The organism is Spirillospora sp. CA-142024, assembly GCF_050942325.1.
In the GTDB taxonomy this organism is placed as follows: domain Bacteria; phylum Actinomycetota; class Actinomycetes; order Streptosporangiales; family Streptosporangiaceae; genus Spirillospora.
On sequence record NZ_CP192077.1, the window covers coordinates 7,642,796 to 7,660,260 of the forward strand.

The 17,465-nt window shown below is 68.9% G+C and carries 16 protein-coding genes and 1 tRNA gene; 2 read left to right on the top strand and 15 right to left on the bottom strand.

The annotated features are described in order from the left end of the window. The 8 genes from ACQPZP_RS36155 to ACQPZP_RS36190 all read right to left on the bottom strand — a co-directional run bounded on the left by ACQPZP_RS36155 (nt 1) and on the right by ACQPZP_RS36190 (nt 9,880). Nucleotides 1-1,389 carry a sensor histidine kinase gene (locus tag ACQPZP_RS36155; protein WP_433474160.1) on the bottom strand — a complete coding sequence of 463 codons (1,389 nt, stop codon included), beginning with the start codon at nt 1,387-1,389 and terminating at the stop codon, nt 1-3. A 166-nt stretch (nt 1,390-1,555) separates the two neighbouring features. Continuing rightward, nucleotides 1,556-3,574, bottom strand: coding sequence for a transcription termination factor Rho (rho, locus tag ACQPZP_RS36160; RefSeq protein ID WP_433474161.1), 2,019 nt, complete (start codon nt 3,572-3,574; stop codon nt 1,556-1,558). Nucleotides 3,575-4,044: 470 nt separating this feature from the next. After that, entirely contained in the window at nt 4,045-4,986 is a 942-nt protein-coding gene (gene thrB / locus ACQPZP_RS36165) for a homoserine kinase (protein ID WP_433474162.1), read from the bottom strand. Nucleotides 4,987-4,988: 2 nt separating this feature from the next. Beyond that, a complete protein-coding gene (thrC, locus tag ACQPZP_RS36170) occupies nt 4,989-6,056 on the bottom strand; it encodes a threonine synthase (protein ID WP_433474163.1) in 1,068 nt (355 codons plus the stop codon). Between the two features lie 58 nt (nt 6,057-6,114). Further along, nucleotides 6,115-7,419: a homoserine dehydrogenase gene (locus ACQPZP_RS36175; RefSeq protein WP_433463893.1), complete on the bottom strand. Its 1,305-nt coding sequence runs from the start codon at nt 7,417-7,419 to the stop codon at nt 6,115-6,117. Continuing rightward, a complete protein-coding gene (lysA, locus tag ACQPZP_RS36180; protein WP_433474164.1) occupies nt 7,416-8,807 on the bottom strand; it encodes a diaminopimelate decarboxylase in 1,392 nt (463 codons plus the stop codon). Before lysA ends, ACQPZP_RS36175 begins: the two co-directional genes overlap by 4 nt. Beyond that, nucleotides 8,804-9,481: a DALR anticodon-binding domain-containing protein gene (locus ACQPZP_RS36185; protein ID WP_433474165.1), complete on the bottom strand. Its 678-nt coding sequence runs from the start codon at nt 9,479-9,481 to the stop codon at nt 8,804-8,806. The genes lysA and ACQPZP_RS36185 overlap by 4 nt, the downstream gene beginning before the upstream one ends. Nucleotides 9,482-9,517: 36 nt before the next feature. Continuing rightward, entirely contained in the window at nt 9,518-9,880 is a 363-nt protein-coding gene (locus ACQPZP_RS36190) for a response regulator transcription factor (RefSeq protein WP_132194489.1), read from the bottom strand. A gap of 115 nt (nt 9,881-9,995) precedes the next feature. Here ACQPZP_RS36190 and ACQPZP_RS36195 point away from each other — a divergent pair. Together ACQPZP_RS36195 and ACQPZP_RS36200 are read left to right on the top strand one after the other, a co-directional pair. Next, a tRNA-Arg gene (locus ACQPZP_RS36195) sits at nt 9,996-10,070 on the top strand. 178 nt (nt 10,071-10,248) lie between these two features. Next, nucleotides 10,249-11,724: a protein kinase domain-containing protein gene (locus ACQPZP_RS36200; RefSeq protein WP_433474166.1), complete on the top strand. Its 1,476-nt coding sequence runs from the start codon at nt 10,249-10,251 to the stop codon at nt 11,722-11,724. 49 nt (nt 11,725-11,773) lie between these two features. Here the strand turns inward: ACQPZP_RS36200 and ACQPZP_RS36205 are convergent, their stop codons facing one another. The 7 genes from ACQPZP_RS36205 to ACQPZP_RS36235 all read right to left on the bottom strand — a co-directional run bounded on the left by ACQPZP_RS36205 (nt 11,774) and on the right by ACQPZP_RS36235 (nt 17,458). Further along, nucleotides 11,774-13,078: a tyrosine-type recombinase/integrase gene (locus ACQPZP_RS36205; RefSeq protein WP_433474167.1), complete on the bottom strand. Its 1,305-nt coding sequence runs from the start codon at nt 13,076-13,078 to the stop codon at nt 11,774-11,776. A gap of 116 nt (nt 13,079-13,194) precedes the next feature. Continuing rightward, the gene (locus ACQPZP_RS36210; RefSeq protein ID WP_075024635.1) at nt 13,195-13,383 is read right to left on the bottom strand and encodes a helix-turn-helix transcriptional regulator; all 189 of its coding nucleotides are present in this window, start codon (nt 13,381-13,383) and stop codon (nt 13,195-13,197) included. Between the two features lie 176 nt (nt 13,384-13,559). Continuing rightward, on the bottom strand, nt 13,560-14,819 hold the full coding sequence (locus ACQPZP_RS36215; RefSeq protein ID WP_433474168.1) for a DUF3631 domain-containing protein: 1,260 nt from the start codon (nt 14,817-14,819) through the stop codon (nt 13,560-13,562). Then, nucleotides 14,816-15,757: a bifunctional DNA primase/polymerase gene (locus ACQPZP_RS36220; RefSeq protein ID WP_433474169.1), complete on the bottom strand. Its 942-nt coding sequence runs from the start codon at nt 15,755-15,757 to the stop codon at nt 14,816-14,818. The genes ACQPZP_RS36215 and ACQPZP_RS36220 overlap by 4 nt, the downstream gene beginning before the upstream one ends. Then, nucleotides 15,757-16,866: a DNA cytosine methyltransferase gene (locus ACQPZP_RS36225; protein WP_433474170.1), complete on the bottom strand. Its 1,110-nt coding sequence runs from the start codon at nt 16,864-16,866 to the stop codon at nt 15,757-15,759. The genes ACQPZP_RS36220 and ACQPZP_RS36225 overlap by 1 nt, the downstream gene beginning before the upstream one ends. Next, the gene (locus tag ACQPZP_RS36230) at nt 16,824-17,222 is read right to left on the bottom strand and encodes an RRQRL motif-containing zinc-binding protein (protein ID WP_433474171.1); all 399 of its coding nucleotides are present in this window, start codon (nt 17,220-17,222) and stop codon (nt 16,824-16,826) included. The genes ACQPZP_RS36225 and ACQPZP_RS36230 overlap by 43 nt, the downstream gene beginning before the upstream one ends. Beyond that, nucleotides 17,219-17,458, bottom strand: coding sequence for a hypothetical protein (locus tag ACQPZP_RS36235; protein WP_433474172.1), 240 nt, complete (start codon nt 17,456-17,458; stop codon nt 17,219-17,221). The genes ACQPZP_RS36230 and ACQPZP_RS36235 overlap by 4 nt, the downstream gene beginning before the upstream one ends. Nucleotides 17,459-17,465 lie beyond the last annotated feature (7 nt).

The window sequence follows — 17,465 nt, forward strand, 5'->3', positions numbered from 1 at the left end:
TCACCAGCTGCAGGGCAGGTCCGCGCGGATGATCGTGGGGCCGCCGGGCGGGCTGTCCACGATGAGCATGCCGTCGATGGTCGCCGCCCGGTCCGCCAGCCCGGCCAGCCCGCCGTCCGGCCGCGCCTCCGCGCCGCCCATCCCGTCGTCGATCACCTCGACGACCACCCAGCGGTCCTCCCGGACGACGCGGACGGACGCGCGGGTCGCGCGGGCGTACTTCGCGATGTTCGCCAGCGACTCGGCGACGATGAAGTAGGCGATGCTCTCGACCGCCGCCGGCGGACGCTCCGGCAGGTCGACGTCCACCTCGACGGGGACGGGGGCGCGCCCGGCGAGCCCGGACAGCGCCGGGTCCAGGCCGCGGTCGGTGAGGATCGCCGGGTAGATCCCGCGGGCCAGGTCCCGCAGCTCGGAGATCGCCTCCTTGGTGCCCGAGTGGGCCTGCTCGATGAGCGCCCGCGCGCCCTCGGGGTCGTCGTCCAGCTTGGCGCGGGCGCGGCCGATGTCCATCGCCACCGCCAGCAGCCGCTGCTGGGCCCCGTCGTGCAGGTCGCGCTCGATGCGGCGACGTTCGAACTCGGCCGCGTCCACCCCCCGGGCGCGGCTGGCCTGCAGGTGCTCGGTCCGCTTGCGCAGCTCGGCGTTCTCGGCCTGCGAGGGGCTCGTGCCGAGCATCAGCACGGCCCACGCGGCGTGCCCGATCGCCATGACCCGCGTCACGTACATCGCCACGACGAGGAACGCCAGGCCCACGACCGATACCGGCAGCGCCTCCACCGGGTTGCCCGCCCAGTACGAGACGTAGCCGAAGTTGATCTCGGTGCCGCCGTCCGCCGCCACCAGCACCGGCAGGAACAGCAGCACGCCCGTCCCGGCCCAGGCCGCCACCGACACGACGAACTCCACCAGCGTGACAGGGAACAGCACCGCGAGGTAGAGGAGGTCCTTCCAGGTCGCCGGGTCGGCGGCCATCCGCCTCAGCCTGACCAGCGGATTGCGGCCCTCGGGCGGCCGCCGGTACGGGTTCGGGATCCGGACGCCGAACGCGGCCCGCACGAACTGCCGCTCCAGCATCGCGCCGAACCGCCACGCGATCATCATCAGCATCAGCAGCGGGAGCCCGACCCAGAGGATCAGCAGCGCGACCGACAGCGTCAGCCCGATGGTGAGGGTGACGAGCCAGCCGATCCCGAACGCCAGGCTGACGCCCAGGTACAGCGCCGAACGCCAGGTCAGCGACGACTTCGCCATCGCGAGCGGATGCCAGGATCCGGTCATGACGGACGGCCCGTCCGCGCCGGTCCGCGTCGCCGTGGCCCATCGGGCCGCAGCCCACTGGACGGCGGCGCCGCCCATGGCGCCGGGGTCTCTGCTCAGCTCGCCCACGTCGTCCCTCCGTGCCCGTTCCAACCTACGGTCCAAGCGTGCCGGGCGGCAGGCCGGGCGACCATGACGTCCGCCGCCGGTTCGGGGGTGGGGCTAACCCCACCCTCCCGGGGCGGGGACGGCGACGCCCCCGCCCGGACCTCCGGACGGGGGCGTGCGCAGACGATCAGCGATCGTCGGAGACGGTGGTCTTCTGCACCTGGAGCAGGAACTCGGCGTTGGACTTCGTCTCCTTCATCTTCTCGATGAGGAGTTCCAGCGCCTGCTGCGTCTCCAGCGCGTGCAGCACCCGGCGCAGCTGCCAGACGACCCGCAGCTCCTCGGGGGCCATGAGGATCTCCTCCTTGCGGGTGGAGGACTGGTCGACGTCCACCGCCGGGAAGATCCGCTTGTCGGCCAGGCTCCGGTTGAGCTTCAGCTCCATGTTGCCGGTGCCCTTGAACTCCTCGAAGATGACCTCGTCCATGCGGGACCCGGTCTCCACCAGCGCGGTGGCGAGGATCGTCAGCGAGCCGCCGTTCTCGATGTTGCGGGCGGCGCCGAAGAACCGCTTCGGCGGGTACAGCGCGGTCGAGTCGACACCACCGGACAGGATGCGGCCGGACGCGGGCGCCGCCAGGTTGTAGGCGCGGCCCAGACGGGTGATCGAGTCGAGCAGCACGACGACGTCGTGGCCGAGCTCGACGAGCCGCTTGGCACGTTCGATCGCCAGCTCCGCGACCGTGGTGTGGTCCTCGGCGGGACGGTCGAAGGTCGAGTGGATGACCTCGCCCTTCACCGTCCGCTGCATGTCGGTGACTTCCTCCGGACGCTCGTCCACCAGGACGACCATCAGGTGGCACTCCGGGTTGTTCTTGGTGATCGCGTTGGCGATCGCCTGGAGCACCATCGTCTTGCCGGCCTTCGGCGGCGACACGATCAGGCCGCGCTGGCCCTTGCCGATCGGCGACACCAGGTCGATGATCCGGGTCGTCAGGATGCCCGGGTCGGACTCCAGGCGCAGCCGCTCCTGCGGGTACAGCGGGGTCAGCTTGGTGAAGTCGACGCGGCCCTTGGCCTGGTCGGGCTCCATCCCGTTGACGGTGTCGAGGCGGACCAGCGCGTTGAACTTCTCGCGCCGCTCGCCCTCGCGCGCCTGCCGGACCGCGCCGGTGATGACGTCGCCCTTGCGCAGCCCGTTCTTGCGGACCTGCGCGAGCGACACGTACACGTCGTTCGGGCCGGGCAGGTAGCCGGTCGTCCGGACGAAGGCGTAGTTGTCGAGGATGTCGAGGATGCCCGCGACCGGGATGAGGACGTCGTCCTCGGTGACCACCGGCTCCTCGTAGCGCTCGCGGCCACGGCCCCGGTTGCGCTCCCGGAACCGGCGCCCGCGCCGGCCCCGGCCGCCGCCGTCGTCATCGTCGTGCTGGCCGCCGCCGCCCTGGCTCTGGCCGCGCTGCCGGCCACCGCCGCCCTGGTCACCGCGGTCGCCACGGTCTCCGCGGTCACCGCGATCCCCACGGTCGCCGCGGTCGCGGCCTTCGCCGCGTTCCCGGCCGCCGCGCTGCCGCTGGCGGCCGCCGCCCTCGCGTCCCTCACGGCCCTCGCGCCCGTCGCGGTTGCCGTCCCGTCCGCCCTGGGACTCGCCTTCCTCGGTGTTCTGCTCCCGGCCCTGCCGCTCGCCGCGCCCCTCGGCACCCCCGCGGTCCTGCCTGTCGCCCCGCTGCCGGCCGCCCTGCCGCTCGGCCTTCTCCGGCCGCTCGCCCTGGTCGGCCTGCTTCTCGGACTTCTCGCCCTTCTCGGCCGCGCCGGTCTGCCCGTCGGACGGGCCCTGCTCGGCCACCGGGGCGGCGTCGGCGATGGTGACCTGGTCGTCGGACACCTCGCGCTTGGCGGCGGCGCGGCTGCGCCGCGGACGCTCGGTCTTCGCCGAGGCAGCGGCTCCCTGCTCGCCCCCCGCGGAGCCCTGCTCCTGGCCGCCCTGCTTCTCCTGGATGGCGGCGATGAGCTGGCTCTTGCGCATCCCGGTCGTGCCGGTGATGCCGAGGCTGGACGCGAGCGCCTTGAGCTCGGGCAGCACCATGGCCGACAGGCCGGTGCCCGAGCGGCGGCGCCGGGGGGTGGCGGGCTCCGCGCCGGCCGCGGCGGCGTCGGCGGGTCCCGTACTGGTTGCGTCCGTAAGGAGTTCGCTGGATTCGCTCACTAAGGGTCCTTCCCAGGGAGCGGGCGTTGGCCGGCGTTCGGCCAGTCGACCCGGTGGTGCGGCCCGGCGGGGGCGCCGGGACGGGCTCCGCTGATCACGATGGAACCGGGATCTGCGTGTTCTGGGCACAGCCAGATGGTGGACGGGACGTTCCGCTCGTGCGTGTCCCCGGTACCGCCACGTCCGAAGTTGTTTCGCTGGAATGCCTGACAACGGGATGTCACGGTGTCGGGGAGCCTGGTACGCGGGACCGACACGACCGGAGGGTCGAACAGGCGACGCGCGGCTGACGAGCACGCTGCCCCGAACGGGGCATCTGGTGCGGCATTCAGCCTAACATCACCAGGGCACACTGCTATTCCCCAGAGGTCGATGTCTTCGCATTTTACCTAGCGGATCGTTACCTGACGGGATCGAGCCGGGGCCCGCACCGGCCGGAGCGGCGCGACGGCCCCGCCCCCGGCGCGCCGTCAGGCCAGGACCTCGGGTTCTCCGGTCATGACGTGTGCGCCGCGGGTCGCGACGTCCAACGGGTGTTCGTGCCACCCATTACCCACTTCAGGGCCTATCGAATCAACTTGTGATGCGGTTGTGAAGGCCAGGACAGTGGGTCCCGCGCCGGAGATCACCGCCGGCACGCCCGCGTCCCGCAGCCGCCCGACCAGCGCCGCGGACCCGGGCATGGCGGGCGCCCGGTAGTCCTGGTGGAGCCGGTCCTCGGTCGCGTCCAGCAGGACGCCGGCGTCCAGCCCGCCGGTGAGCGCGGCGACGAGCAGCGCGGCGCGGCCGGCGTTGGCGGCGGCGTCCCCGTGCGGGACCGTGCCGGGCAGCAGCCCGCGGGCGCGCTCGGTCGCGAGCCGCTGCTCGGGGACGAGGGCCACGACCTGCGTGATCCGCGACTCCAGGCGTACCGACCGGGGGCCTTGCGGGGTCGTCCAGGCGACGGTCAGGCCGCCCGCGAGGCAGGGCGCCACGTTGTCGGGATGGCCTTCGATCTCGGTCGCGAGGCGGAGCGCGGCCGCGTCGTCGAGGAGCCCGCCGCCGGGGTGCAGCGCGCGGGCCGCGACGATCGCGGCGACGATCGCGGCGGACGAGGAGCCGAGGCCGCGGCTGTGCGGGATCCGGTTGCGGCACCGCAGCCGGATCCCCTCGGGCCGGGCGGGACCGGATCCGGCCAGGTCGTCGAGGACGTCGAAGGTCCGCCGGAGCACCCTCACGATGAGGTGCCGCTCGCCGCGGTCCGCGACCTCGGTGCCCTCGCCGTCCACCTCGATGGACAGCCCGGCGCCGGTCACCTCCACCTCGACGTCGTCGTACAGCGTCAGCGCGAGGCCGAGCGAGTCGAATCCTGGGCCCAGGTTGGCGCTGGTCGCGGGGGTCCGCACCAGCACCGGGCCTTCGGTCCAGCCCACGCTCAGGTCAGGCCGAGCTCGGACGCGGCGGAGTGCGCGTCCACCTTGATCGTGGTGGGCGCGGGCGCGCCGGAGATGGCCCAGTCGGGGTCCTTGAGCCCGTTGCCCGTCACCGTGCAGACGACCTTGGAGCCGGACGCGACCACGCCCCGCTCGCTCGCCTGCAGCAGGCCGGCGACGCTCGCCGCGGAGGCGGGCTCCACGAAGACGCCCTCTTCCCTGGCGAGCAGCCTGTAGGCGGCGAGGATCTGCCGGTCGGTGACCGAGTCGATGGCGCCGCCGGACTCGTCCCTCGCGGCGATCGCGAGATCCCAGGACGCGGGGTTGCCGATCCGGATCGCGGTGGCGATGGTCTGCGGCTTCAGGACGGGCTCGCCCTTGACGAACGGCGCGGCGCCGCTCGCCTGGAAACCCAGCATGCGGGGCGTGCGCGTCGCGACCTCGTCCGCGGCGTACTCCTTGTAGCCCATCCAGTAGGCGGAGATGTTCCCGGCGTTGCCGACGGGCAGGCAGTGCACGTCGGGGGCGTCGCCCAGCGCGTCCACGATCTCGAACGCCGCCGTCTTCTGGCCCTGCAGCCGGTACTTGTTCACCGAGTTGACCAGGGCCACCGGGTAGTCGACGGACAGTTTCCTCGCAAGTTCGAGGCAGTCGTCGAAGTTCCCGTCGACCTGGAGGAGCCGGGCGCCGTGCACCAGTGCCTGCGCCAGCTTCCCCATCGCGATCTTGCCGTTGGGGACGAGGACCGCGCAGGTCATCCCGGCCCGGACGGCGTAGGCGGCGGCGGACGCCGAGGTGTTGCCGGTGGAGGCGCAGATGACGGCCTTGGCGCCCTCCTCGGCCGCCTTGCTGATCGCCATCGTCATGCCGCGGTCCTTGAACGAACCGGTCGGGTTGGCGCCCTCGACCTTGAGGAACACCTCGCAACCGGTCAGCTGGGACAGCCTGCCGGCGGGCACCAGCGGGGTGCCGCCCTCCAGCAGCGTGACGACCGGGGTCGCGTCCGTCACCGGAAGCCGGTCCCGGTATTCCTCGATTAGGCCACGCCACGCCCGGGCGTTCGCGTTCACGTCGGTCTCCCTGAATGACCTGGGATGTTGTCCGGAGTCTACCGGGGCTGGAGGAGCCTCACTCATCGCCCTCGACACGCATGACGCTCGCCACTTCGCGGACGCTGTCGAGGCCGCGCAGGCCCTCCACCGTCGCTGATAGCGCGGCGTCCGGTGCCCGGTGCGTCACGACGACCAGCTGTGCCTCTTCCCCCAGCCCGACCTGGCGGACGGCCTGGATCGACACCCCGTGCCTGGCGAATTCTTCGGCGACCGTTGCGAGGACACCGGCCTCGTCGGTCACGTCCACCTGGATGTAGTAGCGCGTGACGGTCTCGCCCATCGGAAGCACCGGAAGCTTCGCGTACGTCACTTCCACAGGGCCGGGCGTACCGCCGGCAACGTTGCGGGCCACCGCGACCAGGTCGCCGAGAATGGCGGACGCCGTCGGAGCGCCACCGGCGCCCGCGCCATAGAACATCAGCGAACCCGCCGACTCCGCCTCTACGAAGACCGCGTTGTACGCCTCGCGGACGCTCGCGAGTGGGTGCGTCCTGGGAATCATCGCCGGATAGACGCGAACCGACACGCCGCGGCCGTTCCGTCCGTCCTCGGAGGGAACGCGTTCGCAGATGGCCAGAAGCTTGACGACGCAGTCCATCCCCTGGGCGCCCGCCACATCGGCGGCGCTCACCTCGGTGATGCCCTCACGGTGGACGTCCGCGGCCGTCACCGGCGTGTGGAACGCGAGTTGCGCGAGGATCGCCGCCTTGGCCGCTGCGTCGAACCCCTCCACGTCGGCCGTCGGATCGGCCTCCGCGTAACCGAGCGCCTGGGCCTCTTCCAGGGCGTCGTTGAAACCGGCGCCGTGCGTGTCCATCTGGTCGAGGATGTAGTTCGTGGTGCCGTTCACGATGCCGAGCACCCGGTGCACGTGGTCACCGACCAGCGACTCCCGCAGCGGCCGCAGCAGCGGGATGGCCCCCGCCACGGACGCCTCGTAGTACAGGTCGGCGCCGTACTCCCGCGCCGCCGCGAACAGCGTGGCGCCGTCCTCGGCCAGCAGCGCCTTGTTCGCCGTGATGACGGACTTGCCGGCCTTCATCGCCTCCAGCATCAGCGTCCTGGCCGGCTCGATGCCGCCGATCACCTCGATGACGATGTCGACGTCGTCCCTGGTCACCAGGGTCTGCGCGTCCGTGGTCAGCAGCCGCGGGTCGACGCCCGCACGCACCCTGTCCGGCCTTCGCACGGCGATCCCGGCCAGCTCCAGCGGGGCCCCCACACGCGCGGCCAGATCGTCCGCCTGCTCGTTCAGCAGCCGCACCACCTCCGTGCCGACCACGCCGCAACCGAGCAGCGCCACGCGCAGTCCGGGTTTCACGCTTCGACCTCCGCATCGAGCCGCAGCAGGTCCTCGGCGCTCTCCCGGCGCACGATCACCCGCGACCTGCCGTCCCTCACCGCCACCACGGCGGGCTTCGGGACATGGTTGTAGTTGCTGGCCATCGACCGGCAGTACGCACCGGTCGCCGCGACCGCCACCAGGTCCCCCGCCGCAAGATCTGCGGGGAACCACAGGTCCCGCACCACAATGTCGCCGCTTTCGCAGTGCTTGCCGACAAGCCTACTGAGCATGGGTGATGCGTCGGACGACCGGCTCGCCAGCGCGCCGGTGTACTCGGCGCCGTAGAGGGCGGTGCGGAGGTTGTCGCTCATGCCGCCGTCCACCGAGACGTAGGTGCGCAGGCCCTCGACGTCCTTCACCGTCCCGACCTCGTACAGGGTGACGCCGCCCGGGCCGATGACCGCCCGTCCCGGCTCCACCGTCAGCCGGGGCATCGCCAGGTCGTACGCCCTGCACTCGCGGGCCACGATGTCCCGCAGCCCGTCCGCGATCGACTTCGGGTCGTGCGGCTCCTCGCCCGGCACGTAGGCGATGCCGTAGCCGCCGCCCAGATCCAGCTCGGGCAACTGGACGCCGTGCTCGTCCCGGATCGCCACCAGCAGCTCGGCCAGCCGGTGCGCGGCCACCTCGAACCCGTCCACCTCGAAGATCTGCGACCCGATGTGGCTGTGGAGCCCGACCAGCTCCAGCTGCTTCAGCGCCAGCACCCGCCGGACGGCCTCCAGCGCGGCCCCGGAACTCCTGGAGAACCCGAACTTCTGGTCGTCGTGAGCGGTCGCGATGAACTCATGGGTGTGCGCCTCGACCCCGGTGGTGACACGCACCATCACCTTGGGCCTCGCCCCCATCTCCTGGGCGAGGTAACCCAGCCGGGCGATCTCCTCGAACGAATCGAGCACGATCCGTCCGACGCCGACCTCCAGGGCCTTCTCCAGCTCCCAGGACGCCTTGTTACTCCCGTGCAGGGTGATGCGCTCCGTGGGGAAGCCCGCGGCCAAAGCCACGGCAAGCTCACCCCCGCTGCACACGTCCAGGCCGAGCCCCTCCTCGTTCAGCCACCGCGCGACGGCCGTACAGAGAAACGCCTTGCCCGCGTAGTGGACGTCCCCGTCATGGAACGCGGCCGCATACTCCCTGGCCCGGCTCCGGACGTCCTCCTCGTCATAGACGTACAGAGGCGTCCCGTACTCCTTCGCCAGGTCCCTGACGTCGACGCCGCCGACGGTGAGCACACCGTCCTCCCGCTTGGCGCTCCGCGGCCACACGGCGGGCTCCAGCGCGTTCAGGTCGTCCGCCGGCCCTGCCGGATGGTCCTCCGGCAGAACATCGGCGTGCCGCGGCCCGGCAGGATGTACTCGACTCATATCCGCTCTCTAGGGGTCTCACCGATCATGTTCAGCCCGTTGCCGAGGACGACCTTGACGGCCTCCGCCAAGCCGACCCGTCCCGCATGCACCGCCCCGGGCTCCGCATCCCCCTTGGGCAGCGCGGGACACAGCTCATGCACCTCGTGGTACGCCCCGGCAACTTTCTCCAAACAGAACATCAGCGGCCCGGCATCCCGTTCCCGCTCCGCCTGCTTCGCCCGCCCCGGCACGTCCCCCAGCGCCCCCATGAGCTCGAGCTCCAACGGCTCGGCCTCCAACGGCCCCGCCCGCACCGCGAGCTCCTCCGCCCAACGCCCCACCCAGCAGGCCCGGGCATAGGCATAACGCACCGAGAACCCCGGGTTCTCGAACGTCCGCGGCCACTCACGCCAGCTCCCGTGCGGCACCCGGGCGACCCCGTAACCAGGATCACGCCGGATCCCGTCCACCAGCTCCCCCGCCGCCAGCACGACCCTGACGAACCCGGGCCCGGTGACCACGCCCCCGACCCGCCGCGCGATCACCCGCGGATCGACCCCGAGCCGAAGCGCCACCGGACTCTCGAAAACCCCGCCACCGCGCGCGAAGACAACGACCTCCTCCGGCACGGCGACATCGATCTCCCCCTGCGCCACGGCATCCCGCACCGCACGCACAAGAGCATCGCTCACACCGGCTGGAGTCACCCTGGTGAGACTAGCCGACCACTATCTGGACACCGCGGCGAGCTTCCGCACCGTCTGGATCAGCTGGTTCGGGTCGAACGGCTTCGTCACATACGCATCGACGCCGATCTCATGCCCCCGCCGCACATCGTGCTCCTGCGCCCGCGCCGTGATCATCACGACCCTGATGTGCGCGGTCCCGGGATCCTCCCGCAGCCTGACCGCCGTGACCCACCCGTCCAGCCGCGGCATCATCACGTCCAGCGTGATCACATCGGGCCTCGCCTCGGCCACCTTCTCCAGGCAGTCCTGACCGTCCACCGCGGTCGACACCTCGAACCCCTCCAGTTGCAGGTTCACGGCGATGAGCTGGCGGATCACCTCGTCATCATCGACGACCAGCACGCGTCCCAGTGGCTCGGTCACGGCCTCGAAGTTAGCCCACTCCACCCTCAGAACGCACGGCGAACTCCCACGTGCGCGTCACCCCGCCAACCCTGGTAACCTTCTACCGCGTCACGCCCCCTTAGCTCAGGGGATAGAGCAACGGCCTCCGGAGCCGTGTGCGCAGGTTCGAATCCTGCAGGGGGCACCAGCCGGTCATCAGCGAAAACACCTGCTGACCAGCATAGATACAAGAAGAGCAAGCGAGCACTCGGTCCTATTGAGTCCTATCAGTGGCCACTGTTCAGCAGCGCGTGCGAGAGGCCCGCGAGAGAGTTTCGCCAGTGGTCCTGGGTAGCACTCGGTTTGCCTAGTGGGAGGCTCGTCGGGTGAAGGTGCAGCTCCGAGGTCACGAATGGGAACTTGGCGCCCCTATCGGTCAAGGTGGCTTCGGCAAGGTAGTCGAAGCGCGCTCCACCGGTTCGACGGATGCTGCCGCGAAGCTCGTCCCGAAGACTCCCGGGGCCGAGCGGGAGCTACTCTTCGTTGACCTGGCTGGCATACCCAACGTAGTGCCAATCATCGATAGCGGCGACACAGACGAATACTGGGTTCTGGTCATGCCTCGGGCAGAGACGTCCTTGCGCGGTTACCTCGACGCCAATTCGGGAACGCTTGAGATTGCGGAAGCTGTTAAAGTCCTTACAGACGTTGCAGCAGCACTAGCAGGCCTCAACACTAATGGAATCGTCCATCGGGACCTCAAACCCGAGAACGTTCTCCTACTCGACGGGCACTGGTGCATTGCCGACTTCGGCATTGCACGATATGCATCCGCAGCCACAGCAACCCACACCCACAAGTGGCGCGGGTCCGCCGCCTACGTCGCCCCTGAGCGCTGGCGAGAAGAAAGAGCCACGATAGCATCGGATGTCTACGCGCTAGGCGTCATCGGCTTCGAACTCTTGACTGGAAACCAGCCTTTTACCGGCCCCGAAGTGCATGACTTCAGAGAACAGCATCTACATGGAGAAATACCTGAACTGCGAGGCATTCCAAGCAATCTCAGCGCACTCATCGATGAGTGTCTTTATAAAGCAAGTCAGACTCGCCCAAGCCCACAGAATATCTCCGCCAGGCTCCAGCGACAGACGCAAGAACCGACAAATGTCGGATTGAAAAAGCTGCAGGATGCCAACCTCACAGAGGTTAAACGTCTAAGCGAGGAAGCCCGCACCAGCTCACAGGAAAAGTCTGACGCAGATCGACGTGCTGAAATTTTCGCGGTCGCAGAGAAAAAGTTCAATCGAATTATGGACGCTCTGCGCACCGCCATATTGGAATCAGCTCCGACTGTGCAGCAGATCCCAATGCGAGATGGATCAAGCTATCTCAAACTCGGGGATGCCGAACTCAGATTTCCGTTGCCCGTACGCACGCCAAACCCGCCATGGGGCGGGCACCCGGGCCTGAAATTCAGCGTAATCGCTCACAGTCGACTCTCCCTCACATTCCCCGCCGACATCCACGGGTATGAGGGGCGAAGCCATTCGCTCTGGTTCTGCGATGCGCAGCAAGAAGATTACTATCAGTGGTTCGAGACGTCGTTCATGTTTGGTGGCTTCAGTCAGCGCAACAACCCCCAGGAACCCTTCGCCCTAGATCCGGGATCGGAGTCAGCAACAGCCCTTGGCCCCGGCATCACCATATATCAAGCAGCTTGGCCTTTCGAAATTCTGGAGATTGGCGACCTAGAAGACTTTATAAGCAGGTGGGCTGGCTGGTTCGCTGACGCATCACTAGGACGCCTTCAGCATCCCCACATGATGCCCGAGCGTTCTCCAAGGGGCAGTTGGCGAAGCTAAGATCCGTATTTGAGGGGGGCGTCACTCTTCAGTGACGCCCCTGCCGCTCTTATCCGCCCTGCTTCAGAACCTGCTCGATCTTCCTATTGATTGCCCCCTCCTGACCATCGAGGCATCCGGCATAGCGCTTAAGCAGCACTTCTACCGAGTTGCCCGCGCGCTTGGCCACGTCTGCCGGCGAGACTCCGGCGTTGAGCCACGTACTCAGAGCGGCGTGACGGAGGTCGTACGGGCGCCCGGCAAGCGGGGATTCGACCTGGGAGGGCGTGAACGCGAGTTGGCGGGCTTCCTCCCACGCTCGCGAGTAGGTAGAGGCACCCAGGACGCCGCCACGCTCGTTGCGGAACAGTCGCCCATCATCAGCTGTGCCGAACTCGTTGACGTGTGCCTTGAGGATGGCCACGAGGGACGGCGGTATCGGCACGATGCGAGCCGCTTCGGCGGAACGCTGCTTGAGTCCCCGTCGCTCGTGGCGCTCCCCGTGGTCCGTCCACCTTTTCGAAGTGACCGGGAGCGTCTGAACGAGCGTCAGACGGCCCCATCCCTTAGCCGGTAGGAAGCAGTCGGTCTCCCTCAGCGCGATGCACTCAGCCGGCCGTAGTCCGGCGTAGTAGAGCGTCGCGAAGAAAGCGACCAACCGGCGCCCTCTCCCCCGCCCCCACGAACCGACGTAGGAAAGCGCCGTGAGCAGGTCTCGGGCTTGGGCGTGCGTGATGACGACACGAGGGTCTACCTCGCCCTGGCGTGCCTCATGCGTCCGTCCCACGGCCTTGAGCGGGTTGTCCGAGAGTTCCCCTAGCTCCATGGCGTAGACGACGGCGGTATTGAGCCCACGCCGGCGACGGCTGTAGGTGTCCGTCGCCACGCGCTTGCCCGTAAGCGTGACCGTGAGCCGCTTCTCTACTCGCCGGATCACCTGAGGTTCTGCGAGCGCCTTGAGCAGTAGCGAGCGCTCTCGCAGCCACCGCAAACCCGCGGCGAATTCGTCCGGCACGTCGGTGCCCTCGTTGGCGGGCATGACTGCCCAGAGGAACGCTCTCCGCAAGTCCTGGTGAGACGGCCGGTCCTTACCGTCCTCCACCATGGCGAGCGTCGCCGTTGCAAGGCTGTCGGTGATGGAGTCGCGCGTCTTGGCCGCGGCGCCGTCCCACCGGACACCGACGTATGCCTTGCAGAACTCGAACCACGTGCGCGCCGTCGCGACCCTGAGCATGGACGCCGGCAAGCCCGTTGCGACGTCGAATTCCTCGCCCCTCGTCATGGCCTGAATGAGGTCAGAGCGGAACCCGTCCGCGAGTGCGAACGTGGCGAACGTGACGGTGCATACGTTGCCGGCGACGACCCATCGCACCATGTGCGGTCGAGTCTTACTCTGGGCTTTGCCGATTTTCCACGGTCGCCGTACGTCTCGCGTGCGGCCCTTGCTCCCTGGGATTCCTCGTCGTCCAGGGCGCGGTTCCTCTTCCGTGCTCACGCAGCCTCCTCAAGCTGGCAGAGCCAGCGCTCAAGGACGGACCGGCGTATCCGAACGTCCCCGTTCGGGTATTTGATGCTGCGGGGCGCTTTGCCGAGCTGGCGCCACCTGTAGAACGTCGCGCGCGGGACGCCGAGTTCGGCAATCACCTCGGATATCGTGAGCAATTCGTCTTTCCGTGCCACGGTGGCTACTCCTCCTTGAGTGAATTTCCCTGACCCGATGGATTGCTTGGCGGCTGTGCATCGGGCCAGACAGAGCGCGGGGAGCGGTCGTCCTCCCTTCGGCTAGAAGTGCGGAACCTCCGGAACCTGCGGAACCTGTGCAGGTCGGGACGGGTGTATCGGGTTCCGTTTGCCGGTCAGGGTTCCGGAACCTGCGGAACCGGTGGCGGACGCTCGGTTCCGCAGGTTCCGGAACCGCTTCGCTCGCCGGAACCGTGGTCAAGCGTGGTGAGCTGGGCAGGTTCCGCAGGTTCCGCAGGTTCCGCAGGTTCCGGTTCTTGGGCCGAGGTGGCGGGGAGGTAGCGCGCCCACGCGTCCGCGAGGTGATCGGCGCGGTATCCCATAAGGGACCTACCTTCAATTTTCACCTTCACCGGTGCTACGTCGTACTGCGAGAGCAACCGGGAAAGTCCGCGGCTGTCGAGCGGGACGCCTTTAAGCTCAGCCCAAGGGGCATCTTCGATGCCGTGGAGCCGTTCAAGTACCGTTTCGGTGAACAGAGCGCGGGCGCCGTCAAGGATCCGATGAAGGTCCATCAGAAGCCGAATCCCGAGACTCACGGCGCGCTCGGCACCCTGCTTGACGAGATAAACGCACGCGTCCCGTGCACGTTCGGGCCAATCTCCGCCGGCGGCATCGGCAATAGCCAGTAGTGGTTCCCAGACGTCCGCCGGACGGTCAGTGATTCCAGGCGGCATCTCAGGCCATGCGTCGCCGAGTCGCTCGGCCTGCGTGGCGACCCAATCGGCGAGCATTCCGCGAATCTTCCAACCCTCAGGCTCATGAATGCGAGCGCGGTAGGGCTCCACTCGTTCGTGCGGGGCGCGGCGGCGCATGCGAACGATGACGGACCGCGTGAGAATCGTGTCCGGCAGGTTGCCGAGTCCGGCGAGTGCGACGGCAGAGTACGCCGGGAACTCTTGAACGCCCTGGTTGGTGCCCTCTCCCACGCAGCGGTAGGCAACGCCGGCGCGTCGGTGTCCGGCGTTGAGCAATCCCCGTAGATCCTCGTTGTCCTTGGCCTTGGGGCCGAACACGGTGTCGATCTCGTCAAAGAGGACCGTGGGACGGCGCTCGCGGTTGCCCACCGACCGGTAGAGCGCGGCGGCGCTCGCGTTGACCGCGTGCATGGGGAACGGGACCAACAGGGCGAGGATTTCCAACGCTCGCGTCTTGCCCGATCCGGGTTCGGGCGACAAGAAAGCCATGCGGGGTGTGGAGTCGAATGCGTCGATGACGTGGGCGTGCGCGGCCCACAGCGCCATGGCGTCGTACGCCGCATCGCTGGGCAGCACACAGAACCGGGTGATGAAGTCGTGAGCCGCATTTAGCGCGGCCACGCCTTCCCCGCCGGCCGCCTGGCGCTCGCCGTGGTCGCTGTGGGTCGCGTCCGTCATGCTGCGCCCCTCCTGGTGATGTCGCGCGGGCTGCGCTTCCCCGCTTCGATTGCGCACCGAATCGTGGCGCGCGCTTCGTTGGGCTGAACGTCTTCACGCGACGGCCCGAAGTGGACGCTCGCAGCGTCGTACAGAGCGCCCGTTGCGACGTCTTCCGGCAGGACACCGGCGGCGATGATCCGGCCGAGGTTGTACGCGGCTTTGTTCAGCGCCCGGTTGCGGCCACCGCGCTCGGCGCTCGCCACCCGATCCGCTTCCGCCTTGAGTGCCGCTTGTGCGTAGGCGTCAAGGTCACTGACTCCCGCGGATTCTCGATAGGCACTCAAGGCGGAAGCGGGGACGGGGGCGGGCTTGAGTAGTCCGGTGAGCCACTCGGGCAGCGGCATCGGGGCGACACCGTGAATCACCTCGTACGATCCGGCACCGTCCGGGAGATCGACATAGCTACCGGGGCCGACGACGTATCCGCCGTGGGCGCGCGTGTCGATCTTCCAGCCCAGAGCGCGCGGCGACTTGCCCGCCGTGTTGGTGAGCCGAACATCGGTCGGCGCTTCGAAGTACAGATGCCACCCACCGCGCCGAGTCCGAACGGTGAACGTCTCGAATGGGAAGGGTTGGCCGTGCCGTTCGCACAGCAGGGCGAACGCGTCCGCTCCCTCGTTGACGCCTGGCACGTCCCACTCGGCAGACGGACGCTCGCCGGGCTTGGGCGTGTCGAGGTCGATCACCACGAGACCGGACGGGCCGCAAGCAATCCCGACGTTGTACCGGTCGCGTGACCAGCACGCGCGAATGCGCGCTGGGTCGGTGGTGGCGTTGCCCTCCCAGTCGATGAACCCCGCAACGGGCCGCTTCTCCCCCGGTGCGAGCGGGAAGACGTGCCATCCCCGCGCAGCGCATGCGAGCGCGAACCGGCCGGGGTGGCTGTCGAGTGCCATCACGCTGCCTCCCTTCCAACGTTGGGACGGTCTGTGACGAGACGCTCGGTTAGGGCGGTCAGAGCTGCAGCGCCCTGGCGCGGTACGACGCCGTTGCCGAGCAACGTGAGTTGCTGTGTGCGGGACAGACCGGGGACAGCCGTGATCCATCCGTCCGGCAGGCCCATGAGCCACTCGACAAAGCGGGGGCTCAACCGGTGGGCTCCGTCCCGTCCGGTGGGTCCAGTGGGATTAGGAGCTGTTCGGCCGATGACGTACTCCCACCGTGCGATGGCGGGGGCGTACCTGCCCCACACAGCAGCGTGGGCAGGGACGGTCCGCCAGTCCGTGACGGCAGGTCGCTGCCCTTGCCGTCCCGCGCGGCCGGGGTCGGCAACAGCGCCACGACTGCTGAGGGAAGCATTAGGTCGCCCTTGCTCCCTCGTTGGTTCGGGCCGCCTTTGGTCCCGTCCGTAGCCCGTGGTGTCGGAAGTAGGTGTTCCACCTCGTCGGCCAGTGTCGGACCGTGCCCACCTGCCTTGCGCTTGTCGGGGTGCTGTGACCCGCCGTTGACCGCTAGTTGCGCGGTCGGGGTCTTCAGCAACGAGGAACCAGCGGTTGCGGGCGTGCGGGGCGCCGACGTCGGACGCGCGTACACACGTCCATTCCGCAGCGAACCCGAGGTCGGCAAGGTCACCGAGCACGACGTCGAGTCCGGGACGCCGGGCAACGATGGCTGCGACGTTCTCCAGGATGAGGTAGCGGGGTCGTAGGACGCCCACGGCGTCGGCGATGACGTGCCAGAGTCCACTACGGGTCCCTTCACGGATACCGGCTCCACGGCCGGCGTATGACAGGTCTTGGCACGGGAAGCCGGCGCACAGCACGTCCACGCGCGGCACCTGGCGGAAGTCGGTGGCGGTGAGATCGCCGAGGTTGGGCACGGTCGGGAAGTGGTGGGCGAGCACAGCGACGGAGCCGGGGGCGGGGTCGGCGACCCACGCCGGGCGGACGTCGAGAACCTCGGCCACGGCCAGGTCGAGACCGCCATAGCCGGTGCACAGCGATCCAAGCGAGAGCGGCGACGTCATGCGGCGGACGCCTCCCACTCTGTGAGGCAGTCCAGGCATGCGCCGTAGCGGCGGGGCAGTACGTAACCGACGTCCGTCTGGCAGCGCGGGCAGGTTCGGCGCGCGGCCATGGCCTTACCGAGCGCAGCCAACTGGCCGGGCGTCGCGGTGCGCTTCGGCAGTGCAAGGCGCGTGTCGTAGAGGTAGGCGACTCGGACGCCACCGGGCGCGCTGTAGCGGCGCGAGCGCCACATGACCTGTCCCTGGACGGGCTGTCCGCCGGGGCGCAACCCCATGGCGATCAACTGCCGACGGGTCGCCAGGTGCGGGGGCGCCATGCGCCACGGCCACGTGGGTACGCCGTGACGCTCGCCGGTCGGGTCCATGAAGGCGTCGGCACGTAGGACGGCGCTCATGCGGCCACGTCCTGACCGGTGGCGAGGAGGTCAGCCGTGATGGCGATCTCGTGGCACGTCTTGTGGACGGGGCGGCCGGTGTCGTCGGTGAAGTGCGCCGGGTTGTGGCAGTAGTGGCACGGGCGGGGACGAGTCGAGACGGGCCGGTCGCGCCAGTTGAGCACGATGCGACCGTCAACGAGTCGGTACCGCTCGCCGAGGTAGGTCAAGGTCTGGGGCAAGGGTCGGGACGTCACGCTTTCT

Coding starts and splice junctions, on each gene's coding strand:
- lysA (WP_433474164.1), bottom strand. CDS start 8,807: ATGAGTCGAGTACATCCTGCCGGGCCGCGGCACGCCGATGTTCTGCCG.
- ACQPZP_RS36205 (WP_433474167.1), bottom strand. CDS start 13,078: ATGGTGCGATGGGTCGTCGCCGGCAACGTATGCACCGTCACGTTCGCC.
- ACQPZP_RS36215 (WP_433474168.1), bottom strand. CDS start 14,819: ATGACGGACGCGACCCACAGCGACCACGGCGAGCGCCAGGCGGCCGGC.
- ACQPZP_RS36220 (WP_433474169.1), bottom strand. CDS start 15,757: ATGGCACTCGACAGCCACCCCGGCCGGTTCGCGCTCGCATGCGCTGCG.
- ACQPZP_RS36225 (WP_433474170.1), bottom strand. CDS start 16,866: ATGCCTGGACTGCCTCACAGAGTGGGAGGCGTCCGCCGCATGACGTCG.
- ACQPZP_RS36230 (WP_433474171.1), bottom strand. CDS start 17,222: ATGAGCGCCGTCCTACGTGCCGACGCCTTCATGGACCCGACCGGCGAG.